General features: G+C 43.4%; 23 protein-coding genes. 11 read left to right on the top strand and 12 right to left on the bottom strand.

Annotated elements, in window-relative coordinates; genetic code table 11:
* Nucleotides 1–240 precede the first annotated feature (240 nt).
* From ku to SNE25_RS02555, 5 genes are all read left to right on the top strand, one after another.
* Nucleotides 241–1,011 carry a non-homologous end joining protein Ku gene (ku, locus tag SNE25_RS02575; protein WP_321563527.1) on the top strand — a complete coding sequence of 257 codons (771 nt, stop codon included), beginning with the start codon at nucleotides 241–243 and terminating at the stop codon, nucleotides 1,009–1,011.
* A gap of 174 nt (nucleotides 1,012–1,185) precedes the next feature.
* Entirely contained in the window at nucleotides 1,186–1,731 is a 546-nt protein-coding gene (locus SNE25_RS02570; RefSeq protein ID WP_321563526.1) for a YciE/YciF ferroxidase family protein, read from the top strand.
* A 191-nt stretch (nucleotides 1,732–1,922) separates the two neighbouring features.
* Nucleotides 1,923–2,078: a lmo0937 family membrane protein gene (locus SNE25_RS02565; RefSeq protein WP_183561773.1), complete on the top strand. Its 156-nt coding sequence runs from the start codon at nucleotides 1,923–1,925 to the stop codon at nucleotides 2,076–2,078.
* Nucleotides 2,079–2,246: 168 nt separating this feature from the next.
* A complete protein-coding gene (locus SNE25_RS02560) occupies nucleotides 2,247–2,825 on the top strand; it encodes an RNA polymerase sigma factor (RefSeq protein WP_321563525.1) in 579 nt (192 codons plus the stop codon).
* The gene (locus SNE25_RS02555; RefSeq protein ID WP_321563524.1) at nucleotides 2,822–3,319 is read left to right on the top strand and encodes an anti-sigma factor family protein; all 498 of its coding nucleotides are present in this window, start codon (nucleotides 2,822–2,824) and stop codon (nucleotides 3,317–3,319) included. Before SNE25_RS02560 ends, SNE25_RS02555 begins: the two co-directional genes overlap by 4 nt.
* A gap of 408 nt (nucleotides 3,320–3,727) precedes the next feature.
* Here SNE25_RS02555 and dapF read toward each other — a convergent pair whose 3' ends face one another.
* Nucleotides 3,728–4,513 carry a diaminopimelate epimerase gene (gene dapF / locus SNE25_RS02550; RefSeq protein ID WP_321563523.1) on the bottom strand — a complete coding sequence of 262 codons (786 nt, stop codon included), beginning with the start codon at nucleotides 4,511–4,513 and terminating at the stop codon, nucleotides 3,728–3,730.
* Nucleotides 4,514–4,700: 187 nt separating this feature from the next.
* Here dapF and SNE25_RS02545 point away from each other — a divergent pair, with 187 nt between their 5' ends.
* A complete protein-coding gene (locus SNE25_RS02545) occupies nucleotides 4,701–6,236 on the top strand; it encodes a Do family serine endopeptidase (RefSeq protein ID WP_321563522.1) in 1,536 nt (511 codons plus the stop codon).
* 259 nt (nucleotides 6,237–6,495) lie between these two features.
* On the opposite strand, the gene SNE25_RS02540 is transcribed toward SNE25_RS02545, so the two are convergent.
* From SNE25_RS02540 to SNE25_RS02525, 4 genes are read right to left on the bottom strand one after another with little or no spacing between them, the layout of a single operon-like run.
* Nucleotides 6,496–8,142 carry a peptidase associated/transthyretin-like domain-containing protein gene (locus SNE25_RS02540; protein ID WP_321563521.1) on the bottom strand — a complete coding sequence of 549 codons (1,647 nt, stop codon included), beginning with the start codon at nucleotides 8,140–8,142 and terminating at the stop codon, nucleotides 6,496–6,498.
* Nucleotides 8,143–8,193: 51 nt separating this feature from the next.
* The gene (locus SNE25_RS02535; protein ID WP_321563520.1) at nucleotides 8,194–9,177 is read right to left on the bottom strand and encodes a FecR family protein; all 984 of its coding nucleotides are present in this window, start codon (nucleotides 9,175–9,177) and stop codon (nucleotides 8,194–8,196) included.
* 4 nt (nucleotides 9,178–9,181) lie between these two features.
* Complete coding sequence (locus tag SNE25_RS02530; RefSeq protein ID WP_321563519.1) at nucleotides 9,182–9,802, bottom strand: RNA polymerase sigma-70 factor; 621 nt, start codon at nucleotides 9,800–9,802, stop codon at nucleotides 9,182–9,184.
* 30 nt (nucleotides 9,803–9,832) lie between these two features.
* Nucleotides 9,833–10,513: a DUF6134 family protein gene (locus SNE25_RS02525; RefSeq protein ID WP_321563518.1), complete on the bottom strand. Its 681-nt coding sequence runs from the start codon at nucleotides 10,511–10,513 to the stop codon at nucleotides 9,833–9,835.
* A 381-nt stretch (nucleotides 10,514–10,894) separates the two neighbouring features.
* Between SNE25_RS02525 and ypfJ the strand changes: the two genes are divergently transcribed.
* Entirely contained in the window at nucleotides 10,895–11,752 is an 858-nt protein-coding gene (gene ypfJ, locus SNE25_RS02520) for a KPN_02809 family neutral zinc metallopeptidase (protein ID WP_321563517.1), read from the top strand.
* A 98-nt stretch (nucleotides 11,753–11,850) separates the two neighbouring features.
* On the opposite strand, the gene lnt is transcribed toward ypfJ, so the two are convergent.
* Complete coding sequence (lnt, locus tag SNE25_RS02515) at nucleotides 11,851–13,473, bottom strand: apolipoprotein N-acyltransferase (RefSeq protein WP_321563516.1); 1,623 nt, start codon at nucleotides 13,471–13,473, stop codon at nucleotides 11,851–11,853.
* 103 nt (nucleotides 13,474–13,576) lie between these two features.
* Entirely contained in the window at nucleotides 13,577–14,290 is a 714-nt protein-coding gene (gene rsmI, locus SNE25_RS02510) for a 16S rRNA (cytidine(1402)-2'-O)-methyltransferase (protein ID WP_321563515.1), read from the bottom strand.
* Between the two features lie 150 nt (nucleotides 14,291–14,440).
* On the opposite strand from rsmI, the gene serS reads away from it, so the two are divergent.
* Both serS and SNE25_RS02500 read left to right on the top strand, forming a co-directional pair.
* Nucleotides 14,441–15,712: a serine--tRNA ligase gene (serS, locus tag SNE25_RS02505; protein ID WP_321563514.1), complete on the top strand. Its 1,272-nt coding sequence runs from the start codon at nucleotides 14,441–14,443 to the stop codon at nucleotides 15,710–15,712.
* A 131-nt stretch (nucleotides 15,713–15,843) separates the two neighbouring features.
* Entirely contained in the window at nucleotides 15,844–17,499 is a 1,656-nt protein-coding gene (locus SNE25_RS02500; protein WP_321563513.1) for a M28 family metallopeptidase, read from the top strand.
* Between the two features lie 222 nt (nucleotides 17,500–17,721).
* Here SNE25_RS02500 and SNE25_RS02495 read toward each other — a convergent pair whose 3' ends face one another.
* The 3 genes from SNE25_RS02495 to SNE25_RS02485 form a co-directional block, all read right to left on the bottom strand.
* Entirely contained in the window at nucleotides 17,722–18,084 is a 363-nt protein-coding gene (locus tag SNE25_RS02495; protein ID WP_321563512.1) for a TM2 domain-containing protein, read from the bottom strand.
* 286 nt (nucleotides 18,085–18,370) lie between these two features.
* Nucleotides 18,371–18,691: a DUF2752 domain-containing protein gene (locus SNE25_RS02490; protein WP_321563511.1), complete on the bottom strand. Its 321-nt coding sequence runs from the start codon at nucleotides 18,689–18,691 to the stop codon at nucleotides 18,371–18,373.
* A complete protein-coding gene (locus tag SNE25_RS02485) occupies nucleotides 18,684–19,091 on the bottom strand; it encodes a DUF4199 domain-containing protein (protein ID WP_321563510.1) in 408 nt (135 codons plus the stop codon). The genes SNE25_RS02490 and SNE25_RS02485 overlap by 8 nt, the downstream gene beginning before the upstream one ends.
* Before the next feature lie 156 nt (nucleotides 19,092–19,247).
* Between SNE25_RS02485 and mfd the strand changes: the two genes are divergently transcribed.
* A complete protein-coding gene (gene mfd / locus SNE25_RS02480; RefSeq protein ID WP_321563509.1) occupies nucleotides 19,248–22,604 on the top strand; it encodes a transcription-repair coupling factor in 3,357 nt (1,118 codons plus the stop codon).
* Here mfd and SNE25_RS02475 read toward each other — a convergent pair.
* Both SNE25_RS02475 and hpt read right to left on the bottom strand, forming a co-directional pair.
* Nucleotides 22,601–22,993, bottom strand: coding sequence for a hypothetical protein (locus SNE25_RS02475; protein WP_321563508.1), 393 nt, complete (start codon nucleotides 22,991–22,993; stop codon nucleotides 22,601–22,603). The two genes, mfd and SNE25_RS02475, sit on opposite strands and share 4 nt — an antisense overlap.
* Nucleotides 22,994–23,438: 445 nt before the next feature.
* On the bottom strand, nucleotides 23,439–23,978 hold the full coding sequence (gene hpt / locus SNE25_RS02470; RefSeq protein ID WP_321563507.1) for a hypoxanthine phosphoribosyltransferase: 540 nt from the start codon (nucleotides 23,976–23,978) through the stop codon (nucleotides 23,439–23,441).
* Between the two features lie 162 nt (nucleotides 23,979–24,140).
* Here hpt and SNE25_RS02465 point away from each other — a divergent pair, with 162 nt between their 5' ends.
* Nucleotides 24,141–25,367 (top strand): M16 family metallopeptidase, encoded by a 1,227-nt coding sequence (locus SNE25_RS02465; RefSeq protein ID WP_321566197.1) that lies wholly within the window; start codon nucleotides 24,141–24,143, stop codon nucleotides 25,365–25,367.
* Nucleotides 25,368–25,382 lie beyond the last annotated feature (15 nt).

Raw genomic sequence — 25,382 nt, 5'->3', positions numbered from 1 at the left:
CAACGGTTTCATGTGATAAATTGTTTTTTTATAAATATTATATGGTATATGACTATGATAACGTGCTTAAAGTTTAATACGTAACAGGTATAATGATTTATTTGTTCGTGAAGTGACAGTAACATTATATATAAAACTACAGCTTTGCTTTGATTCAAAAGTGTATATACTGTAAATGAACAATATAAAACCGTTTGACTGTTTTTGAGGTTATATTTAAATAATTTAAACACCGGGGTTATGAGATCTATCTGGAAAGGTTCAATTGGTTTTGGTTTGGTGAGTATTCCTGTAAAGCTGTATTCGGCAGTGCAAAGCAGCACGCTTAATTTAGATATGCTCGATAGCCGCGACCATGCCCGCATCCGCTACCAGCGGGTAAATGAACATACGCACAAGGAAGTGCCATATGATAAAATTGTAAAGGGCTATAAACTAAATGACGATTATATAATTGTGGAAGAGCAGGATTTTATAGACGCGGCGCCTGAAAAAAGCAAGGTAATTGAGATTGAAGATTTTGTGAACATAGCCGAGGTAAACCCCATGTTTTACGAAACATCGTACTATACCGAACCCGATACCAAAAACAATAAGGCGTACGCCCTGCTACTGAAAGCACTGCAGCAATCAAAAAAAGCAGGGCTGGCCCGTTTTGTATTGCGCAGCACCGAAAGCCTTTGTATTGTACACCCGGTTAAAAATGTGCTAGTAGTTACCCGCATCCGTTTTGGCCAGGAGATACGTGATACCGATGACCTGAATGTACCCGGCGAGGTTAAAGTAAGTAAAAAAGAACTTGATGTTGGCCTTGCGCTTATTGATCAGTATGCTTCAAAGTTCGATGTATCAAAATTTAAGGATGAGTATCATAACGAGCTGTTAAATATCATTAAGGCGAAAGCAAAAGGCAAGCGGGCCACCGTTAAAAAACTAAAACCACGCAAAACAACAAGTGATGATCTGTACGATCAGCTGATGAGCAGTCTGAAAGCTAAAAAGGGGGCATAGTTTTCAAATATTCCTTTTTACTATACAAATTAGGTTTTGTTACTATACAGATGAGGGTAACAGGAGGTGTGTATTTTATGCCTACACTTTCAAAATAATTAATATTATTAAGAAATAGGTAAAAATGGCATTGCCTTTGTTTTCTTCATGGTACAAAACTTAAAACACTCTACCATGGCAACTACAAAAGTAAAAGCACCCGAACAAACCGGTCTTGTTTCTGAATCGGCATTGAATGAATTGTTTCTTGATGAATTAAAAGACATTTACTGGGCCGAAAAGCACCTGACCAAAGCTTTGCCTAAAATGGCGAAAGCGGCAACATCCGACGAATTAAGGTCGGCAATTGAAAACCATTTGGTCGAAACCGAAAATCATGTTACCCGGCTGGAGTCGGCATTTGAATCAATAGGTAAAAAAGCCACAGCTATAAAGTGCGAGGCGATGGCCGGTTTAATTAAAGAAGGTGACGAAATTGTTGCCGAAACGCAAAAAGGCAGTATAACCCGCGATGTTGGTATTATATCGGCCGCGCAAAAAATTGAGCATTATGAGATCGCTTCATACGGTACATTAAAAACACTGGCAAGTGTATTAGGGTATTACGAGGCCGCAGAGTTGCTTGAGGCTACCCTGCACGAAGAAAAAAATGCCGACAGCCTGCTAACTCAAATTGCAGAAGCCGGTATCAACCAATCATCCAGATCAGAAAAAAAATAGATTAAACGAAACTCATCGGAGCATCCTGAACTTGTTTCAGGATCTCTCCGGGGGGGTTGCTATTGTGCACAACCAGGCTTGTGGGATGCCGAAACAAGTTCGGCATGACTCCGATTCAACTTTTAAAACATTTACGATCATACAAGTATTGTATATATACCTATGAAATTATTAACTAAAATAAAATTACCATGAACTCACTATTGTATATCATTGCCGTTATCCTGCTGATTGGCTGGGCAATAGGCGTATTTTTTACCTCAGTAGGCAGTTTAATCCACGTACTGCTGGTTATAGCTATAATTGCCGTACTGTTAGGCATCATCAGACGACCAACAGCTATTTAATGCTGCTTGAAATAAACAACAAAGCCCCCGGTAACTCTGGGGGCTTTGTTGTTTTCTAACGGTATGTAAATCAAAAGCTCCCCCTTTAGGGGTTTGGGGGATTTTCAGTATTTTTACATAAGCAGTGTAACCTAACTTAAACCCACGGCGTCAGAGAGGTTGTAACAAATGCAGAGCAAGCTTTCAGATATCGAACTTATAGAAGAAACCCTGGCGGGTAACCAATCGGCCTATGCCGATCTGGTTGAACGGCACCAGCGTTTTGTATTTACACTGGCCATGCGTTTTGCAAAGGGCAGGGAAGATGCCGAGGAGATTGCGCAGGACTGTTTTATAAAAGCGTACCGTTCATTGGCATCGTTCCAGAGGCAGTCGAAATTTAGCACCTGGCTGTACAGTATAGTTTATACCACGGCCATGACATTTTTAAGAAAGAAGCGTGTAGCAACCGATTCAATAGATGATGAAAATACGTATATCCAAATTGAAAATCATGAATCGGGTTATGCTAATAATGTAGAAAATAAATCGAGATCGTTTTACCTGAACCAAGCCATTGAACAATTGCTGCCCGATGATGCAGCTATCATTACCCTGTTTTATAAAGGGGAGCAATCGCTTGAAGAAATTGCCCAGACAATGGGTATGGAACCCAATACGGTGAAGGTTAAACTATTTAGGGCACGCCAGCGTTTAAAAGAACGACTGGAGCGTAATTTAAAACAGGAGGTGAAAGAACTGATATGAACAAGATAGAAGAACAACTCTGGAATTATATAGATGGAACCTGCACTCCGGCAGAGCAGGAAGTCATAGCCAGGCTTATTGAGCAGGATGAGGCATATGCCAAAAAATATCAGGAGCTGATGACGCTTAACCAGGAGTTTGCGGCTATTGAACTGGATGAGCCGCCTATGGCTTTCACTTACAATGTAATGGAAGCTATTCGCACCGAAAATGCCAGCAAACCGCTTAAAGCCGCTATTGATAAACGCATCATTTTGGGTATAGGTATTTTCTTTGCGGTTACTATCCTCACCTTACTGGTATTTGCATTTGCCAGTGTTAGTTTATCGGGCGTAAAGTTAAGTGTGGATGTTCCTGGAAACGTGAAGTTGCCCAATGCCAATAACCTTTTCAGCGGACCATTTTTAAAATGGTTTTTGATATTTGATGTTGTGCTTGCTTTATTTTTAGGCGATGCCTACCTGCGCAGAAAAAAGACTGCCAAACATGTATAAATGCTGTACACTGTGTATGCCAAAACCGACAATTGGCCATACAAGTGGTCAGTTTACAAGGTGTTATGTAATTTAAACATCAGATTTTCACCTGTGTTAAATAAACACACATCATATAATAACAAAATATAAAGCCCAAATAAATTTTGGTATAGTAATTGTATAACCCTATACGAACTGGTAAACTTACCGGTTTAATTGTGATAAGGTTTAGGTTGAAAGTCCCCCGGAGCAAGTCCAGGGGGCTTTTATTTTTTAGCACCTATTTTATAAAACAGGTTGTCATCCTGAACTTGTTTCAGGATCTCTCAGGAATAGTTTAGTTGCTGTTGCAGAACCTCGCATGTAGGATGCCGAAATAAATTCGGCACGACTGGGGGATGTGAATAAGGTCACTCCAATAAAAACCTAAATCTCCACCTCACCGCTGAACACCTGTACGGCCGGGCCTTCTAAAAAAATATCGGTAAACACTTTGCCGTCATAATTAAAACGGATATTAAGATCGCCTCCTAAAACTTTAATAGGGGTGGTGATTTGCCCGGTTTTACGATTATGGCTCGCCATAGCCAAAGCAACAGCGGTAACACCGGTTCCGCAGGCAAACGTCTCGTCTTCTACACCGCGTTCGAAGGTGCGTACAAAGTAGCCGTCATCTTTTGGTTCAACAAAATTTACATTGATACCCTTTTCGCGGTAGGTGGCATTATTGCGGATGGCTTTTCCCTCCTGGTATATGTTGCGGTGTTCCAGGTCTTCAACCTGTTTTACATAATGCGGTGAGCCGGTATTAAGTACATAGGCATCATTATCGGTATTAATGCGGTCAACATCAATCATTTGCAGGCTCACCCAATCGCCACTGTCAGCAATTTTGGCATGATGTAGACCATCAACCGCCAAAAATTCAGTCTCGGTATCAATAATACCCAGAAACTTTGCAAAGGCTACAATACAACGGCCCCCGTTTCCGCACATGCTGCTGGGCTGTCCGTCGGCATTATAGTAAACCATCTCGAAATCAAAACCGGCTTTATTTTGCAGAAACATCATACCGTCGCCGCCAATACCAAAACGGCGGTCGCACAGGCCCGAAATAAGTTTTGGATCAGCATGATCTACCTTATTTTCGCGATTGTCAACCAATATAAAATCATTGCCTGCGCCCTGGTATTTATAAAATCGTATATTCACAATAATGTCATTTAATATCAACTACTTAGCTTTAATCCGTTGAAGGGCTTATCAAAGCAGCCGGGTTAATCTTAATTTAACAAAATTTAACAAAAAACGCAATAACTTATCGTTGATAATATCGTCTATATGGTATTAAATTTGAGTTGTTAAATTATATAAACAAAATAAAGAAAGGCAAATATAAATGAAAAAGATAGGTTTAACACTATTAACCGCTTTTGTAGGAGGTGCACTGGCCTTAGGCGCATATAAGGTAATTGAAAGCAAATATGCCGACAATATGAGCTTTGAAGAAAAACAGAAAGTTTACTACACCAGCAATAAGGCCGCGGCGCCTGTTGTATCATCAACCGGGGCGCTTGATTTTACGGAGGCCGCAGCGGTGGCAACTCCGGCGGTGGTGTATATTCGTACCACATACAGCAGCCAGTCGGGCGGCAGCCAGGACAAGCTGGAACAAATGTTTGGTGATATGTTTGGACAGCGTGCACCGCAGCGTGGCCCGCAAATGGCATCTGGCTCAGGTGTTATCATTTCGCCCGATGGTTATATTGTAACCAATAACCACGTTGTTGAAAAGGCAGATAAAATTACAGTTGCCACTAATGATCACCGTACTTTCCAGGCTAAAGTAATTGGTACCGATCCTAATACCGACCTTGCCCTGATCAAGATCAGCGCAGACAACCTACCTATTTTAAAATTGGGTAACTCTGATGAGGTACGTGTAGGCGAGTGGGTTTTAGCCGTAGGTAATCCGTTTAATTTAAACTCAACTGTAACCGCGGGTATTGTAAGTGCCAAAGGCCGTAATATTAATATCATCGGCAGCGAAAATAATGACGATGATAATCCATTTGGCCGTGCCCGCAACCAAACACAGCCACGGCTTAATAAAGCGATCGAGTCGTTTATTCAAACCGACGCGGCTATTAACCCTGGTAACAGCGGTGGCGCCCTGATAAATACCAAAGGCGAGCTGGTTGGCATTAATGCGGCTATAGCATCACATACAGGTTCTTATGAAGGTTATGGTTTCGCCATCCCGATTAACCTGGCCAAAAAAGTGTTGAACGATATTAAAAAATACGGTACTGTAAAACGTGGGTTTGTTGGTATAAGCTTTACCGAACTTAACCCTGATGTTGCTCAGCAACTGGGTATAACCAACAATAACGGTTTATATGTTAATGACCTGGTAGCTGGTGGCGGCGCAGAGCAAGCTGGCATCAAAAAAGGCGATGTTATTGAAAAAGTAGAAGGCGTTGCAGTATATGAATCCTCAGACCTGCAAGAACGCGTGGGCCGTTTACAGCCGGGCGATAAAATAAACATGACCGTGCTACGCGATGGCAAAGAGAAAAACTTTGAAGTAACGCTTAAAGCCGATGCTACCCCAACAAACCGTACCGCTGCTGTTTCAAAATCGGCAGAGGAACTGTTTAATAAACTGGGAGCAAGCTTCCAACCGTTAACCCAGGCCGAAAAAGCTAAATTCCATGTGAACTCTGGTGTTAAAGTAACCCAGGTTCGTCCGGGCCGTGTGTTTGATGATTTTGAAATTCCGGTAGGTTCTATTATTACCAGTATTAACAAATCGCCAATAAACAGCGTAGCCGATATTGATAAAGCGATTACCAACCTGCGTAACGGCAACCTGGTCATTTCAGGCTACTATCCAGACGGAACAAACTTTAACAACATGTTCCAGGTACAATAAGCAAATTTTAATTAATAGTGTGATTGACAAAAGCCCCGGCCAACTGGTCGGGGCTTTTGTTTGCAATAGCGGCAAATCATCCCGAATTTATTTCGGGGTCCCTTAAGCATAGTTTCAAGTATATAAGAAAGCTTCTGCTTGGCCTGTCATCCTGCTTGTCGAAGGATCGCGCGGAGAGGCCAACCCACCATGCTTCAACAAGCTTAACATGACAACCCTCTTATATCCAATTATTATAACAAAAGCCGTTCATACCCCCTCAAAAGAAACTTACCCCAACCGTCCAGCCTATCCAGCCGCTCCAGCTATTGCTGCTATTGATAAAACTATGGTGCATATCCCTAACATAAGCATAGCCATTAACAGGGCTGCGCTGATCTGAGTAAAAAAGGTTTAGCGATGGCCCGGCGTTTATAGAGAAATTCTTACTGAATTTATAGGTCAGCCCGGCATCTAACCGGCTCAGCAGGTTGGTGCGGGCCCAGTTGCCCTGGTAAATGTAGTGCTGCGTTAATTCGGGGTTGAGCGATACGCGGTTGCCCAGACCGAGCTCCCTGCCGAAACCAAAGCCAAAGGCGTACAGTTTGCTGTCGGTGTTTACCCGCATACCAGCCTGCCAGATGGCATAAAAGTTCTTACTGCCCGTTTTTAAGGCGACATTGGCATTAACCGTTTCGTTACTTGATAAGGCCAGCTTATGATAGCCATAACGTATAATATTTATTAAACCGATACTATAACCCGATGAGCTATCCGCAACATTGATAAGGCCAAGCTGTACCCCCCTCAGGTTACGGGCATAGTTAAAAACTCCAGCCTGTATGCCGCTGAATTTTTGCCCGGCAATGTTGCCCAGCCCCGTTTGTATACCCCTTACTTGCCCGCGGGTATGGTTATATAAACCTGATAGCTGTATGCCATTAAGATCGCGCTTTACGCTGTTATGCAGGAGTGATAATTGTATACCCCTTACGCTGCCCAGCACATTATTATACAGGCCGCCCACCTGAATGCCGTTAACATTGCCCCCCACCACGTTAAACACACCTGCTATCTGAACCGCGCCAACATCGCCTTTGTCGAGGTTAAAAATAAGCCCAAGCTCAAAACCGTCGACACCGGCATTGTAACCGCCTACCGCGTTTAACGAAACCGTGTTCACTACCTGTCCGCTAAACTCGGCATGGGTGCTTACGCCAGGTATGGCCGATGCCTGAAACGGGGCCTGTGCAATGAGGCCATGCAGGTTTAACGATTGTATTTGCTGTTTGGCTGATATAAAAAGCCGCCCGAGCGGTGTTCGTTCAATGCCGTTATTATCATCGTTTACCGCATAGTCGGTTGAGTTGTTAGCGCTCTCCGGGTTTATGGTAACACCGTCTAAAAAAGTGATGGTTGTATCTTTATAAAACTCTTTACTTACAGTGAGCAGTACAGGCTTGCCGTTGTTTTTAAGCTGCAGTTCAAAATGCCCCTCTTTATCGGTAAGGGTCGATTGCAGCAGGGCACGCTCATACACGCTGGCATTTGCCAATTTTTTACCGGTATGTTCATCGGCCACAAAACCACTGATGCTGTATACATCTTTTTCAACAATGGCCTTTTCGGTAGTTAACGACAATTCAAGCGGAGCATAACGCAGGATAACGAAGTTGCGGGTTTCTTTATACTCAAAGCGATTCATGAGCATATGGTCAAGCACTTCCTTAATGGTCCAGTTATCGGCATTAACGGTTACCAGGCTATCGGTTTTTACAATATTGCTGTTGTAGGAGAAGGTGAAATTGCCCTTTTGTTCGATGGTTTTTAACACCGTACCTAAACGCATGTTACTTACGTGTACCGATATATTTTTGGCAAGGATAGATTCGGCACCAAGGCTTACGGCCGGGATCATCAAAATCATCAGAAGCAAAATGATATATCGGCGTAAGCTATCCATCGCAGGCAGAAAGTTTTATTTAAAAATGATCTGCTGGTTTTTACGAACCACCGTGATCTTAAAGGTATCGGAAATAACCCCCACAATTTCATCAAGCGACTGACCCTGGAACGTAGTGGTAATGGGCAGTGTTTCCAGCTGTTTATTAGCTATACTGATGTGTGCTCCAAATATATCGTTAAGCGCCTGCACCACTTCGCGTAATGGTGTATGATCACATACCAGTTGCCGGGTCATGTAATAATTATACAGCTTGCCCTTAATTGTTTCTTTTGATAGTGTGCCCGGGCTGCGGGTAACGATTACTCTTTCGCCGGGGTTAAGGTCAATGCTGTTTTGCTTTTTGATGACCTTTACAATGCCTGTTTCCACAATCACTACGGTTTTGCCATTACGGCTCTTTACATTGAATGACGTGCCAACCACCCTAACCGTTACATCATTTACCTTGATTATAAAAGGTTTTGCTTTGTTAGGCGCAACTTTAAAGAAAGCCTCGCCCTGCAAACTCACCGGCCTGAAGTTGCTTGTAAATTTATACGGATAAATAATGGTTGAACGGGCGTTAAGCGTAATAACCGATCCGTCGGGCAGGGTTTGTGTACGTACCTTGTTCCTGCTGTCTATCCGCACAAATGACACTGAACCATTATCATAAACATGATTAAAGGTTAGCCAAAGTACCGTACATATTAACACTACCGATGCGGCCAAACCTATCCAGTGTGCAGGTTTTAGTTTTTTTATGATTGTTTTGCGAGAAGCTGTTGGTGTGCGTTTTATACGGTTTTGCAAGCGCATAAAGGCATCGTCCTTATTTACGTTTCTTTCGGTTATAGGGCTTTGGTCCCATATCAGCTTAAAATCATTAAAAATCTTGCGGTTGTTTTCGCTGGCGGCAACCCACTCATCTACCAGCAAAACCTCTGCCGGCGAAGCCTCGCCGGCCAGATATTTTACTACCAGATCATCATCCATATTTGTATCTGCATTATTCATAATGCTACCATTTCATTAATAAAAGTAAAATAATAGGTAAAAACTCCGCCAGTTTCTGGCGCATCAACCGCAGGGCCTTGCCCATCTGGTTTTCTACCGTTTTAATTGAAAGCCCTAAATGATCAGCAATTTGCTGGTATTTAAGCTGCTCAAACCGGCTTAACTGAAAAATAATGCGGCACTGCTGCGGCAGTTCGCTCATGGCAGCATCAATATGTTTTTGCAGCTCGGCCGCTGCCACTTTGTGCGATACCTGCTCATCCTCATCTTGCTGCTGTCCCGCATAATATACCCCGAATGATGCCTTAACCTTTTGATGCTTTAAATAGTTAAGGCTTTCGTTATGTACAGCCCGGTACAAGTAGGCTTTTAGCGATCCGTCGGCTTTAAGCAGTTCGCGCTTTTCCCAAATACGGCAAAATACGTTCTGAACAATTTCTTCGGCCATTTCATCGTCCTTTAAAAAAGTGTAAGCATAGGCATGCAAGCTTTTAAAGTGTTCTTTAAATAACCATTCAAATGCCTTTTCGCCGCCCTGCTTCAATAAACTGATGACCGTGCTATCGCTGTATTCCACTTTAAAGGGGTGAAAGTTTGCGCTAAAGATAGCTTGTTTGGCATTCATATTTATGAAGGGAATGTGAAAAGCATCATTTCAGGCCAGCTGTATCTGTATAGTATAAAGCGAGTGGTGAATATCAACCTTGCTGCAAACGCCATTGGTGTACGAATAAAAATTATAGTTACCATCGGGCAGATCAATTCGGTAAACATGCGGCGAAACCTGTTTTACCTGCAAAAACTGTTGAAAATTATCCGAATAGATCTGCGCGTTATCATCCGGCTCATGGCAATACAACAGCATGAGGTTTTGGCCGATGTGCTTTTGATTCAGCTGTTTGCTTTTACCCTCGGCCACGGCCTGGTAGCAGTCGCCGCAGGCTTTGGTTTGCCGGTTGGCTTTTTCCTTGCCATTAACACTGCGAAGGGTGAGCGAACTTATGAGTTTCCCACTCTGAAACACCGACTCTTCATGAATATCAACCTTAATGCTCATGATAAAGCGCATTTTTACCTGCGATGTCATTTTAAGGTACAGGTCGTCGCCCTCACGTTTCTGGTACAGGTCCATGTGGCCCACCACTTTGCCGCTATGCAGTACGTTGTATTTAACAATTTGTTCCTGCGCCAATACACCACCCGAAAAACAGAGCAGGGCCAACAGTGTAGCCACCATGGTTAACGGTTTAATAAAGGTTACCGGGGTGATGTTTTTATTTTTTAGAGCAGGCCCCAGATATTTTTTATAGAGCCAGATTAATAGCGCAGGTATCATGATGGTAAATTTTTAATAGCGGTGAACAACTGTATTATCTTTTTATATACAGCTATTACAACAGATTAAAGATTTACCCCTACGTGTTTGCATAATAATCACTAAGATATAAAAAATAATCTACTAAACTGGTAGATTAACCTCACCCAACCCTCTCCAAAGGAGAGGGCTTTAGAAGAGCATTTTAAAGTCTCCCCCTTTTGGGGGAGATTTAGAGTGGGTTTCTAACCCTCTTTGCACCGCAGGTGTCGAGAGGGTGACCAAGCGCAGCGATGGTCGGGTGAGTCTATACGAATTGAAAGAATCACAAACAATAATTCTGATAATCCGTATCTTGTATAGGATTCTCTTTGGGAGCAGGTAAAACTTAATCACAACAATATGCAATGGTTTGGCAGACGCGAAAGCGATAATGTAGAAGATAATCGCGGTGGTGGTGGCGGCGGTGGCCGCTTTGCTGTGGGTGGTGGCGTTGTGGGTATCATAGCGCTGGCTATTTATTATTTTACGGGGATTGATACCTCGCAGTTGCTTAACCGGGTAACAACCAATAATCAGCCGCAAACCGAACAGAGCGCCAATAACCCCAATGCGCCCGAAGACAATCAAAAGAAATTTGTACGGGTGGTGCTGGCCGATACTGAGGATATATGGACCAAAATTTTTAGCGATATGGGTAAAACCTATCAGAAGCCTAAACTGGTGCTGTTTACCAAAACGCAGCAGTCGGGGTGCGGGTTTGCCAGTTCGGCTACGGGGCCGTTTTATTGTCCGGAGGATGCCAAAGTATATATTGATCTTTCCTTTTATGACGAATTAAAGAACCGTTTCGGCGCTGCCGGCGACTTTGCCCAGGCATACGTGATAGCGCATGAAGTTGGGCACCATGTACAAAATTTATTCGGCGTAACCGCCCGCATGGATGAGGACCGCAACAATTTAAGCGAAACGGAATACAACAAATTATCAGTAAAACTGGAATTACAGGCCGATTTTTATGCCGGCGTATGGGCGCACTATGAGCAAAGTCTTAAAAACGTACTCAATCCTGGCGACATTGAAGAGGCCCTGAACGCTGCAAACGCCATTGGCGACGACCGCCTGCAACAACAATCCCAGGGCCACGTTGAGCCCGACAGCTTTACCCACGGCACCAGCGCCCAGCGCATGTACTGGTTTAAAAAAGGCTACGAAACCGGGGATATCAAGCAGGGCGATACTTTTGAGAAAGAGCAGTAGGAACCCTGTTTATAAAGAGAAGGCTAACCATCTTAGTTGTTATTCTGCGCCTGTTTCACTGCGTCAGCATAACAAATTGAGATTGAAGACAATAGAAATCACGCAACGCTACGCTTCTTAAATCTCGGCCCAACAATAACAAACCCAATTAGCAAAACGGCCAGTATACTACCTGCTTCAGGCAGGTAATCGCCATGTTCTACATAGAAAGTAATATCTGAATTAAGGTTAATATCCTGTTTTATAACATCTTGCGTCCACCACTTGGTTTGCTGTACCACATCGCCGCGCTGGTTTATAAAGGCCGATATTCCGGTATTGGCCGAACGGGCAACCCATCGCCGGGTTTCAATGGCCCGCAATTTAGCATAATCCAAATGTTGGTCTTTTCCTGAGGTGTTTTCCCACCAGCCATCATTAGTAATAACTGCTATAAATTGCGCTCCTTTTTTTACGGACCGTGCCACATATGCGCCCCATATAGATTCAAAACAGATCACCGGATCGGCGCCAATACCACTCTGCGAATAAAACACACCGACATCGGGCTGGCTGCCATAAGCGCCAGTAGCGCCGCCTAAATGTTCAAAAACAGGTTTTAAAAACGATAACGCATTACCAAACGGTAATGACTCAGCACCCGGGACCAAACGCGATTTATGATATATCTGTACTTTACCGCTATTTTCAATACCTAATGCCGAACTAAAGTTATCGGCAAATATCCCAGGTTGTTCTGTAGGGCTCGCCGTGGAGGTAGCTCTTGAGTTATAAAACCTGTATGTTTCACCTCCCGTAATTAACGTGCTGTTTTTGTAACTACGTAAAAAATGTTGCGCCTGTTTAAAGTATTGATTAGCGTTAATGTCGTCTTCATTTATATAGTCCGGAATCGCGGTTTCCGGCCATAAAAAGAACTCTGTATTTGGCTGGGCAACACGCTTTGAGAGATTGATCATGATATCCAGCTGCTGATTTACAGGTATGCTCCCCTCCTTTTCATAAGGATCAATATTAGGCTGAACAGCAATAACATTCGAAGGATTTTTTTGCTCGGTATAGTTATAGTAGGTGAACAATGAAAAGCTAAGCGGCAGCACCAGCAGCAAAACAAACGCGGTAATCAATTTTAATCTTACCTTTTTAGGCTGCGCTTCGCGCAGTCCTGCATAAATTAAAAACGCCAGTATATTTAATCCCCATACCCAGATGGTGCCTCCGTAAACGCCTGTATATTCATACCATTGTATCCACTGGTGCGTTGTAGCAAAACCATTACCTAAGGTCATCCACGGGAAATTCAGGTCCCAGCTTTGGTGCAGGTACTCATAGCCAATCCAAAAACAAACCAAGCCTGCCAAACCCCATCCACGGCCGGTCATCAACCTTAAACGATAATAAAGCCAGCACGCCGTGGCCATAAGCAGCGGGCCAAGCGAATACGGGATCAGTGTAATTGGGATAGCCACCAGATCGCCAACTTGTTTCAGCGCGTTATATACCCAGTAAACAGAACCCACATTCCATATAAAAAAGCCAATAAAAGTGGTGTTGAATATCTGTCGTCCTTTTTTTGCTGATGTAGACTGGATAATGTTTTCCATTGCCAAAAGCATTGGAACAAAGCCAATAAACAGCAGGAAAGTAGTATAAGGCGTAGGCGGCCACGCTATCCACAATAATAAACCGGAAAGTATGGCTAAAGGAAGGTTTTTTTTCATTTATATTTTTTCTTGACGGTGTCATGCTGAGCTTGTCGAAGCATGGTGGGCAGGGCCTCTGCGCTCGTCCTTCGACAAGCTACCCATGACAGGCCGTTAACTTTTATTCGTCGTCGTCTTTATATTTATTCTTTGATGTTTTGACCTCGGCTCCTGCCACACAAATAACAAATTCACCTTTTACCGGGTGGGTTTCAAAATAAAGCTTTATTTCCGCTACCGTACCGCGAACTGTTTCTTCAAACATCTTGGTAAGCTCGCGCGATACCGATAACTGCCTGTCGGCCCCAAAATAGGTGGCCATTTCATCCAGTGTTTTCAATAGGCGGTGTGGCGACTCATACAGGATAATAGTGCGCTCCTCTTCTGCTAAAAACTTATAGCGGGTTTGGCGTCCTTTTTTTAGCGGCAAAAACCCTTCAAAACAAAACCTATCTGTAGGGAAGCCGGAGTTTACGAGCGCCGGCACAAAGGCAGTGGCGCCGGGCAGGCATTCAACCGCGATATTAAATTTTAAGGCCTCACGTACCAGGTAAAAACCTGGATCGGATATGGCAGGTGTACCGGCGTCGGATATGAGGGCGATATTTTTTCCCTCCAGCAAAAATTTAACAATCTCGTTTGATGACTGGTGCTCATTATGCTGGTGATGCGAAAATACCTTTTGATGTATGTCGAAATGTTTCAGCAACGGGGCCGATGTCCGGGTGTCTTCGGCCAGGATAAGGTCGGCCTCCTTTAAAACACGAATGGCCCTGAAGGTGATGTCTTCCAGGTTGCCTATTGGTGTGGGTACTAAATATAATTTGCCGGGCATTCAGTTTCGGGTTATGAGTTATGAGTTATGAGTAGTTCCTGTATAAATTCTCTGTAAATACAACTATATGATTGGTACTATTTACAAAAAACTCATTACTCACTACTCTAAACTGCCAACTCGTTATATCTTTGCCTAAAATTTTAAATAATGCTGCAAGTTAGTTATATCCGCGATAACCGTGAACAGGTTTTAGAACGTTTGGCTGTAAAAAATTTTAAACAGACCGAACTGGTTGATGAAATTATTCAATTAGATGACAAACGCCGTCAGACTCAAACCAGCATGGATAACGTTTCGGCCGAGGCCAACGCTGCAGCCAAACAAATCGGCGATCTGATGCGTGCCGGTAAAAAGGACGAGGCTGAAGTTATCAAAGCCAAAACCGGTGCATGGAAAGAAGATATTAAAAAGCTTAGCGAACAATTAGCATTTACAGAAGAAGAATTATATCAAAAGCTTGTTTTGCTGCCCAATCTGCCGCATAGCTCTGTACCCAAAGGGTTAACCCCCGAGGACAATGAAGTAGTGCTGGAGAATGGCGCCAGGCCCGATCTGCCGGCCACAGCCCTGGCCCACTGGGAACTTGCGGCGAAATACAACCTCATCGACTTTGAGCTGGGTGTTAAAATAACCGGGGCCGGCTTCCCTGTATATAAAAACAAAGGGGCCAAATTACAGCGTGCCCTTATCAATTATTTTATTGACGAAGCCGAAAAAGCAGGATACAGTGAAGTAAGTGTACCCCTAATGGTGAACGAAGCGTCAGGCTTTGGCACCTCACAATTGCCCGATAAAGAAGGACAGATGTACTTTGTTGGCCTGGATAATTTATATCTGATACCAACCGCCGAGGTGCCCATTACCAACCTGTACCGTGACGTGATACTGAAAGCAGATGAGTTACCGGTAAAAAACTGCGGTCATACCCCTTGCTTCCGCCGTGAGGCGGGTTCTTACGGTGCCCATGTACGCGGCCTGAACCGTTTGCACCAGTTTGACAAAGTAGAGATTGTACAGGTAGTACATCCCGATAAATCATACGAGACATTGGAACAGATGAGCGCACATGTACAAGGCCTGCTGCAGAAATTAGGTTTGCCATACCGTGTACTACGCCTGTGTGGCGGCGACATGGGTTTTGGCTCTGCCCTAACTTACGACATGGAAACCTGGAGCGCTGCACAGCAACGCTGGCTGGAAGTATCATCGGTATCAAACTTTGAAACCTTTCAGAGTAACCGCCTGAAACTGCGTTTCCGAAATGCCGAAGGTAAAACACAACTGGCCCACACCCTCAATGGCAGCGCCCTGGCCCTGCCCCGTATTGTAGCCACTTTGCTGGAAAACAACCAAACCGAAAAAGGTATCAAAATACCTGAGGTACTTGTGCCTTATACCAAATTTGAGTGGATTGATTAACCCCACCCAACCCTCTCGGAAAGGAGGGCTTTAAAACATTTCTTAAAGCCTCCCCTCCCTGGGGAGATTTAGAGGGGGTTCCTTGTATTACCCCTTCCCTTTAAGTACATTTGGTATAAAGCATCATATTTATGAATAACAAATACAACTACTTATTGGCATTCGCAGGCATTGCCTTATTAGCCGGGTGCAGTCAAGATAAAAAAGAAAGCACCGGAGCCGAAAAAGCCATCTCTGTCGATGAGATCAAATCGCATATCGCGGTGTTGGCCAACGACTCGATGATGGGCCGCAAGCCTTTTACCGCTGGTGAAACAAAAGCCACCGCTTACATTGCGTCTGAATTTAAAAAGGCCGGCCTGGAACCGGGCAATAACGGCAGCTATTTTCAGGATGTGCCTATGGTGGAGGTTACCAGCACATCATCCGAAACGATGGAGGTTAGCGGTGGCAAGGCTCCCCTGAACCTGCATGCCATGACAGATTTTGTGGCCTCCACACGTCAAGAACTGCCTTCCGTAGAACTCAAAAAATCGCCGCTTATTTTCGCGGGTTATGGTGTTGTAGCTCCCGAATATCATTGGAACGATTATGCCGGACTTGATGTAAAAGGCAAAACCGTAATTGTATTGGTGAACGATCCAGGCTTTAAAAATGGCGACCCTACTTTTTTCAAGGGCGATACCATGACCTATTATGGCCGCTGGACCTATAAATACGAGGAGGCCGCGCGCCAGGGTGCTGCGGGAGTGATCATTGTACACCAAACCGAACCCGCCAGCTATGACTGGAAGGTGGTGACCAACAGCTTTTCGGGAGCTAAGCTGTACCTCACACAAAAAGACAAACACCTGTCGCGCTGTAAGGTAGAGGGCTGGATGACAGAATCTGCAGCTCAAAAACTACTGGCAGGAGCAGGTATTACCGGCGATATCCGCGCTATTGCCCGCAAAAAAGATTTCAAAGCCATTTCGCTGAATATGGATGTTTCTTTAACCTTAACCAACAAGCTCAAATACTCTACCTCGCACAACGTAATTGGCACTTTAAAGGGTAGTTCACAGCCTGGTGAATACATTTTGTACACCGCGCACTGGGACCATTTGGGTATAGGCAAGCCTGATGCCAAAGGCGACAGCATTTACAACGGTGCGGTTGATAATGCCAGCGGCGTTGCGGCCATCATCAGCGTAGCTAAAGCATTTCAGCAGGCTAAAGAAAAACCTAAGCGTTCTGTAGTATTTTTGGCCGTAACCGCGGAGGAACAAGGCTTGTTAGGATCGGAGTATTATGCCACACACCCTATTTATCCGCTGAACAAAACCATTGCCGACCTGAATATGGACGCGTTGGGTGATTATGGCGAAACAAAAGATATTGCCATTACTGGCAAAGGCCAGAATGATCTGGAAGATTATGTTGCCGATATAGCCAAACAAGACGGGCTTACTACCGTAGGCGACCGCCACCCCGGATCGGGTAGCTATTACCGCTCAGATCATTTTAACTTTGCCAAGCAGGGTGTGCCGGCGCTTGATATTAATAATGGCAGCGTAAGCAAAATCCATGACGATAAATACGGTGAAGCCCAGCAAAAAGAATATGGCGATAACCGTTATCACCAGGCAGCCGATAATTATAGCGACAGCATGGATGCCACGGGCATGGCCCAGATAGCCGACATACTTTACCGTGTAGGCACAAAACTTAGTAACGAAACCACCTTCCCTGGCTGGAAAACCGGCTCGGAATTTAAAGCGGTAAGGGACAAATCAATAGGGAAATAGAATTTTATCAAACCAACATAATACCATGTCATTCGAGCGCAGCGTGGCAATCTCAGAGGACAGGTAACGGACCTCGGTGATGGTGCCAGTATGATGAGATTGCTTCGTTCCTCGCAATGACATATTTATGGATGGCCAAAGTGAATATCATAAAAAATCCACCCCGTAACAGAAGGTGGATTTTTTGGATATATAGTGAAACTATATTCCCCGAAGGGAAATTTAGTTGCTCATTTTAGCAATGTTAAAGCTTTCAAAAGCCATTTTTTTATTGTACTCGGTAGCGATGTCTTTATAGTTTATCAGGTCGATAATAGTACCGATAAAACAAAAACCAGCTGTGAAAAAATAAAGCAGGCCCATGCCAATCTGGTCGGTCATGAAGCGCTGTACGCCCGATACGCCCAGGAAACCTATCAAGGTAGCCAGCATAATATCCTGTGGGTTTTTTCTTTTGCTACCATAAATATTTAAAAAGTAGGCCTGTTGGCTTTCAGTTAATGAAGCGGTGGCCTGTTGCAAAAAAGAAAATTCTTCGGGTGTCATCCCGTCAAACATCATATATGGATTTTGGTAAGTGTTCATTTTAGTAGCGTTTAAGGTTATCGTTTGTTTTATGATATAAAGGTAAAGCACCAGGCAAAACCGGCACAGGCAAAATTGGTTAGCGGCAAAAACAAGTCGGTAAGCGGGCGAGTTTTAACGGTGAAAATGATTTTGCCTGACCTGTGATTTATGGGATTAGGTGGTTGTTTATTATCAAATACATCTTGTCATCCTGAGGTACGAAGGATCTATTCGTGAACTGTGCATGTCGTAAAGCAGATGCTTCACTGCGTTCAGCATGACAACATGATGAAGTGTATTTATTTTACGAGACGTGCTTACCGGTGTTTTCAAACCGCTGTCCGTATCCCAAACGGTCTTTCCCCAATACATAAATGCGGTGAAAAACAATAAGCACTGCAGGGATGCCCAGCCAGTGCGCATGGAACGAATTTCGAATATCGCCATGAAACAAATAAATAATGGCGTGCCCAAGCCCACAGCCCGGGCACCAGGTTATGCCCATAAGTTTTAATGGGCATAGCGTAAAATGCGGTGTTGCCGTTGGGCTTGTAAAAGCCAGGCAAAGCATCGCGGTTATCCAGAAAGCAAGTTCAAAATATTTTGAAAAGAGCCTTTTAATCAACCTTGTTTGATTTATTGTGAAACAGCAGCGATACACCGAAGGCCAGCAGTACGCCTACCAGCAAAGCCCCGAATATCCTGCCCGAAAAATCTCTGATGTTATTTCCTTCAGCTATATAGCTAATATAAAGTATCGCGCCAAAAACAGCAATAATACCTCCTACTATTAATATTTTAAAGCTTTGCACCAGTGCCTCCAAAAAGCCCATCTGGCCTTTGCAATCATGGGCACGGTAACTTCTGATACCAAAAAACAGCCCTATGGCCGGTATCAGAAACGAAAAATATTCAGCTGTGGCTACTTTGTCTGTACTCGGCGTAATACCTAACTGGTGCATGGTAAACATCCACAGACCACTTAATACGCCAATAATAATACCCCATACAATTGCATTCTTCATGGTTATAAATTTTGGTTTAAGTAATAGGTTGGCTTAGGTGATAAGCTTATTCAATTTACCATTAAAAAGTAATATTATACGCATATTGTTTGCATAATTATGCACAATTTAACCATGTTATTTTAAAAGACGCTTTTTTTGTACATTTGCGGCAGTTTGAACATCCGTGATATTTTAGACAGATATAAAGCTGATGACAGGATCAAGGCGCTGGCTGCGGCCCTTAACGCTTCTAAAAATCCAAGAGTACAGCTTCGTGGTTTAGTCGGATCAAGTGATTCGGCCATGGCGGTAGCTTTGTATTTTTTACAGCATAAGCACATGATATTTGTGCTGCCCGAGCGCGAGGAAGCCGGTTATTTTCAGGCCGATCTGGAAAATCTGACAGGCAAGGAGGTGCTGCTTTTTCCATCGTCGTACCGTAAACCGTTTGAATTTACCCAGCCCGACAGCAGTAATGTACTGGCCCGTGCTGAGGTGCTGAACGAACTTAACCACTCCACCGAATTTGGGCAGCTGATAGTAACTTATCCCGAGGCCCTGGCCGAAAAAGTGATAGATCGTGCATCGCTTGAAAAAAACACGCTCGAAATTGCTGTTGGAAGTAAATTAAGCATCGATTTTATTAATGAGTTTTTAATTGAATACGATTTTGACCGCGTTGATTTTGTATATGAACCAGGTCAGTTCTCTGTTCGCGGCGGTATTGTTGATATCTTTTCCTTCTCGCACAACCTGCCCTATCGCATAGAGTTCTTCGGCGATTTTATTGAATCTATCCGCACGTTTGAAATTGAAAGCCAGCTTTCCGTTGAGCAGGTAAAAAGCATCACCATTGTACCCAACGTACAATCAAAATATTTAACCGAAAGCAATATTTCGCTACTGGAATATGTTGATGTAGGTACACAGGTATGGATAAAGGATGTACAGTTTACGCTTGATATTATTCAAACAGGTTATAAAAAAGCGGTTACCCTTTGGAAAGCTTTATCTGCCGAAGAAAAGGCGCAAAATCCCGAATGGATTGACCCTAAATTTGGCTTCACCGATGAAAAACTTATAGCCGATCAGCTGCATGATTTCCCTGTGGTTGAGTTTGGCAAGCAGTTCTTTTATCAGCCCACGGCTTCCATCAATTTTGATATGCGGCCGCAGCCGTCTTTTAACAAAGATTTTACGCTGCTTATCCACAACTTTAAAAATAATGAGGAGGTACAAATAGAGAACTTTATCCTTACTGATTCATCCCGGCAGGTGGAGCGCTTATACGCCATTTTGGACGATCTGGATAAAAGTGTAAAATTTACTCCCATCAGCGTATCTATACGTGAAGGTTTTGTGGACCATGAGCAAAAGCTGGCCTGCTATACCGATCACCAGATATTTGACCGTTATTATAAATATAAGCTTAAAAAAGGCTATCAGCGCTCACAGGCCATCACCCTGAAAGAACTGCGCGACCTGAAAACCGGTGATTATGTAACCCATATTGACCACGGCATAGGCAAATACGCCGGATTAGAGAAAGTGGAGGTTAACGGCAAGCAGCAGGAAATGATCCGTTTGGTTTATGCCGATAACGATCTGCTTTATGTAAACATTAACTCGCTTAACCGTATTTCCAAATACAGCGGCAAAGAGGGCACCGTGCCCAAAATGAACAAGCTGGGTACCGATACCTGGGAACGCCTCAAGAAAACAACAAAAAAAAAAGTTAAAGACATAGCCCGCGACCTGATAAAGCTTTATGCCCTGCGTAAGGCTCAGCATGGCAATGCCTTTTCGCCAGATAGTTACCTGCAAACCGAACTGGAAGCATCGTTTCTGTACGAGGATACTCCTGACCAAGAAAAAGCCACCGCCGACTTTAAGAAGGACATGGAATCGCCGCACCCTATGGACAGGCTCATTTGCGGTGACGTCGGCTTTGGTAAAACCGAAGTTGCCGTTCGCGCGGCGTTTAAAGCCGTTGCCGACAGCAAACAGGTTGCCATACTGGTGCCAACCACCATTTTAGCTGCCCAGCATTACAAAACATTTACCGACAGGCTCAAAGGCTTCCCCGCCAATATTGATTACGTGAACCGCTTTAAATCAAGCCGGCAAATCAAGGAAACCCTGGAGAAACTAAAAGAAGGCAAAGTAGATATCATTATAGGCACCCATCGCCTGGTAAGCAAAGACGTGAAGTTTAAAGACCTGGGGCTGATGATCATTGACGAAGAGCAAAAATTCGGCGTATCAACCAAAGAAAAGCTGAAACAAATGCGCGCCAATGTGGATACGCTTACGCTTACCGCTACACCTATTCCGCGTACACTGCATTTTTCGCTCATGGGCGCACGTGATCTTTCCATCATATCAACCCCACCACCCAACAGGCAGCCAGTAGTTACCGAACTGCATGTATTTAACGATACGCTTATTAAAGACGCGGTTGAATTTGAGATAGATCGTGGGGGCCAGGTATTCTTTATCCATAACCGTGTTGCCGATCTGCCACAATTGGGTGGCCTTATCCGCAAACTGGTGCCTAAAGCACGCATAGGCATTGCTCACGGTCAGCTGGAGGGCGACGACCTGGAGGATGTAATGCTCAAATTTGTAAATAACGATTACGATGTGCTGGTGGCCACAACCATTATTGAAGCCGGTTTGGATATCCCCAATGCCAACACCATTATCATTAACTACGCTCACATGTTTGGCCTGAGCGATCTGCACCAGATGCGCGGTCGTGTGGGGCGGAGTAATAAAAAGGCGTATTGCTACTTACTGAGTCCGCCTTTATCAACACTAACCAGCGAGGCCCGCAAACGTCTGAGCGCTATTGAGGAGTTCAGCGACCTGGGAAGTGGCTTTAATGTGGCCATGCGCGATCTGGACATTCGCGGCAGTGGCAACTTGCTGGGTGCCGAACAAAGCGGTTTTATTGCCGAGATAGGTTTCGATATGTACCACAAAATTCTTGATGAGGCCATACAGGAGCTGAAGGAGGATGAGTTTAAAGGTGTATTCCCCGATGATAAACCACGGCCTTTCATTTCCTTTACTCAAATTGATACCGACCTGGAGATATTGATACCGGATGAGTATGTAACCAATATTACCGAACGATATAACCTGTACACCGAGCTTTCTAAACTGGAGAACGAGGTGGAATTATCGGCATTTCAGCAACAGCTACATGACCGTTTCGGTAAAATACCCCCGCAGGTAAATGACTTGTTGAATACCATGCGCCTGCAATGGCTGGGTAAGGTTATCGGTTTCGAGAAAATTTCACTTAAAAAGAATGTGCTGCGCGGTTATTTTATCAGCAATCAGCAATCTACCTATTTCGAATCAGATGCTTTCCGAAATGTGCTTACGTTTGTGCAAAGCAACATGCGCCGCACCAATCTTAAAGAAGTTAAAAATACCCTGCGCCTGAGTATTGAGGGCGTTAACAGCATTGATCAAGCCGTTTTGTTTTTGAGTGAAATTGCGGGAATGGTTGGGGTAGATTAAAGCGCTTCATAATTCACTGTAAACCAATCCCTTACTTTTATAAAGTGTTCGAGAATTTTATTCTCGGGAAGCTCCTCTAAAAAATATTCCGGTGCATATGACTCAATTATAACAAACCTATTTTTGTCGAAGATCTCAAATCGATCGTTGTCGAGGTCATAAACGGAAAGTTTTTCTATCGATCCATCTTTATTTCGTCGTTCATGAATATTTAAAGAATCACGGTTCATACTCCATAAATTAGCTGAGTTTAAATAATCAACTATTTTCAGCACTTTACTGTTTTCTACTCTTCTTAATTTGATTTTGGGTTTTGACCACACATTGCTCTTTAATCTTTTTGAATATAAATATCCTTTATACCAAACTCCATCTTTAAAAACAAGCATGGAATAGTCTTTTATATTGCTATTCCAATAGACCGACTGAGTATAAGCTATCGCTTGATCGTACCTATCATGTATATTTTGATAAACAAAAGATTCAATTTTTCCTGATCGGTGGCGTTTGACTTAAACAAGGAAATCTGGGCTTTCAGCCCAAAAGCAAGACATACTATTACATTTATAATCAGTATCCTTTTGATCATTTTTAAATATACTTCTTCAATAAGATTTTATGAAATGAGTACTAAAGTAAATTCTTCTTCAATGACTTTAGGGGCACAAAAAAGCGGGGTAATCCAAGATAAAATGTCGCACTGAACTTGCTCAAGCACCACACATGTAAGATAAAATATGCATGTGAGGTGCTCAACATATGATATCCCGAAATAAATTCGGGATGACTTCATAAAGGTTCGAATCCGAAATCGAACATTTCAATTCCGAAATATCAATTTACCTTCTTATAAATATCTCTCAGATTTCGGCCCATTTCCTGGTAATCGAGGCCGTAGCCCACTACAAAATCATTCTCAATTTCAAACCCTATATACTTAAGCTCTTCAATTGGGTTTTGAAGGGCGGCGGGTTTAAGCAGCAGCGAACATACATTAATAGATGCAGGCATACGAAGTCTCAGCTTATCAATCAGATAATTAAGGGTATTGCCGGTATCAACAATATCCTCAATAATTACAACATCCCGGTCTTTGATATCCATAGCTAAATCAATATCCTCCCGGATTTTTAATTTGCTGGTAGTGCCGCCATAGTACGAAGCCAGCTTGGTAAAGGCAATTTCGCAGTTAATATCAATCTGCTTAATCAGGTCGGCAATAAATAAAAAGCTACCATTCAATACGCCGATAAATACGGGCACGCTATCCTGGTAATCGGCATTTAGCTGCTGGCCAATAGCTTTGGCACGTTCCAGTATATTATTTTCATTAATGAGGGTCTCAAACTCAAGGTCTGCAATTTTAATTTTCATAGATGGATGTGGGGGGTTATTTTAATATATGGGGGTATTGAAATAATGCTTATCAGGTGACTTGCATATTCATTTTGTTTTTTTTTGCCTAAAATAGCACAAATCACTTACAATAGTGTGAAAATAATTGTAACGTATATAACGTTATCTTTGCTGCTCATGATCGACTACCAGGCTTACACCTTACCCAATGGCATCAGGATATTGTATAAACATGCGCCATCTGCCATAACCCATTGCTGCTTTATTGTAAATGCAGGCTCACGCGATGAAAAACCGCAGCAGGAAGGCCTCGCGCATTTTATTGAACACCTGTTATTTAAAGAAACCGAAAGGCGCAATACCAGCCAAATTTTAAACCGGCTGGAGTTGGTTGGCGCCGATTTAAATGCCTATACCACCAAGGAGTATACCTGCATACACGCTTCGCTGCTTAACCAGCACCTGGAGCGTTCCATGGACCTGTTTGAAGATATCCTTTTTCATTCTACCTTCCCTGAAGAGGAGCAGGAAAAAGAAAAAGGGGTTATACTGGATGAGATTGCCTCCTACCTTGATCAGCCCGAAGAAGCTATACAGGATGATTTTGAGGAACTGCTTTTTGCAGATCATCCTATAGGTAAAAACATATTGGGTACTACCGAATCGGTTACCAAAATGAATGGCGATGATGTCAGGGCTTTTATTAAAGACAATTATAATACCGCCGAAATGATATTCGCGCTGCATGGTAATTATGATTTTAAAAAGCTCATCAGGCTGTCTGAAAAATATTTTGGTGCGATTGCGATAAACCAGCCTCAAAAAAACCGGATAGTCCCGCAGGCTAACCAAAGCGGTATACATATTATTAAAAAGCCAATATCGCAAACACACTGTGTAATGGGCAACCAGGCTTATTCTTCATCGCACAAATACAAAACCCCGCTGCTGCTGCTGAACAATTTGCTGGGCGGCATGGGCATGAGCAGCAGGCTCAACCTCGAGATCCGCGAAAGGTATGGTATTGCATACACCATCGAATCAAACTATACCCCACTTTCAGATACGGGTATTTTTTCAATCTATTTCGGAACCGATGCCGAAAAGGCCGACAAGGCTTCACGGCTGGTACATAAGGAACTAAAAAAGCTACGCGACCAAAAATTGGGCACTTTGCAGCTTCACCAGGCAAAAGAAAAATTTATCGGCCAAATTGCACTGGCCGAAGAAAACAGAATCGGCCTGATCATTTCTATGGCCAAAAGTTTGCTTGATTTTAACCACATTGATACGCTGGAAGATGTATTTAATAAAATAAATGCGGTAACTGCAGAGCAAATTCTGGAAATAAGCAATGACGTTTTCGATATCGACAAGTTAATTACATTGAAATTTGAACCTAAATAATAATAAACCTGTATT

It is taken from the genome of Mucilaginibacter sabulilitoris, assembly GCF_034262375.1.
Classification (GTDB): Bacteria; Bacteroidota; Bacteroidia; order Sphingobacteriales; family Sphingobacteriaceae; genus Mucilaginibacter; species Mucilaginibacter sabulilitoris.
This window is presented reverse-complemented; position numbering and strand designations above follow the sequence as displayed.

Coding starts and splice junctions, on each gene's coding strand:
- lnt (WP_321563516.1), bottom strand. CDS start 13,473: ATGAAAAAAAACCTTCCTTTAGCCATACTTTCCGGTTTATTATTGTGG.
- SNE25_RS02555 (WP_321563524.1), top strand. CDS start 2,822: ATGAACAAGATAGAAGAACAACTCTGGAATTATATAGATGGAACCTGC.
- SNE25_RS02475 (WP_321563508.1), bottom strand. CDS start 22,993: ATGCTTGTTTTTAAAGATGGAGTTTGGTATAAAGGATATTTATATTCA.
- ku (WP_321563527.1), top strand. CDS start 241: ATGAGATCTATCTGGAAAGGTTCAATTGGTTTTGGTTTGGTGAGTATT.
- SNE25_RS02570 (WP_321563526.1), top strand. CDS start 1,186: ATGGCAACTACAAAAGTAAAAGCACCCGAACAAACCGGTCTTGTTTCT.
- ypfJ (WP_321563517.1), top strand. CDS start 10,895: ATGCAATGGTTTGGCAGACGCGAAAGCGATAATGTAGAAGATAATCGC.
- SNE25_RS02525 (WP_321563518.1), bottom strand. CDS start 10,513: ATGATACCTGCGCTATTAATCTGGCTCTATAAAAAATATCTGGGGCCT.
- SNE25_RS02535 (WP_321563520.1), bottom strand. CDS start 9,177: ATGAATAATGCAGATACAAATATGGATGATGATCTGGTAGTAAAATAT.
- SNE25_RS02565 (WP_183561773.1), top strand. CDS start 1,923: ATGAACTCACTATTGTATATCATTGCCGTTATCCTGCTGATTGGCTGG.
- rsmI (WP_321563515.1), bottom strand. CDS start 14,290: ATGCCCGGCAAATTATATTTAGTACCCACACCAATAGGCAACCTGGAA.
- SNE25_RS02485 (WP_321563510.1), bottom strand. CDS start 19,091: ATGAAGAATGCAATTGTATGGGGTATTATTATTGGCGTATTAAGTGGT.
- SNE25_RS02500 (WP_321563513.1), top strand. CDS start 15,844: ATGAATAACAAATACAACTACTTATTGGCATTCGCAGGCATTGCCTTA.
- serS (WP_321563514.1), top strand. CDS start 14,441: ATGCTGCAAGTTAGTTATATCCGCGATAACCGTGAACAGGTTTTAGAA.
- SNE25_RS02530 (WP_321563519.1), bottom strand. CDS start 9,802: ATGAATGCCAAACAAGCTATCTTTAGCGCAAACTTTCACCCCTTTAAA.
- SNE25_RS02545 (WP_321563522.1), top strand. CDS start 4,701: ATGAAAAAGATAGGTTTAACACTATTAACCGCTTTTGTAGGAGGTGCA.
- SNE25_RS02540 (WP_321563521.1), bottom strand. CDS start 8,142: ATGATTTTGATGATCCCGGCCGTAAGCCTTGGTGCCGAATCTATCCTT.
- hpt (WP_321563507.1), bottom strand. CDS start 23,978: ATGAAAATTAAAATTGCAGACCTTGAGTTTGAGACCCTCATTAATGAA.
- SNE25_RS02495 (WP_321563512.1), bottom strand. CDS start 18,084: ATGAACACTTACCAAAATCCATATATGATGTTTGACGGGATGACACCC.
- SNE25_RS02560 (WP_321563525.1), top strand. CDS start 2,247: ATGCAGAGCAAGCTTTCAGATATCGAACTTATAGAAGAAACCCTGGCG.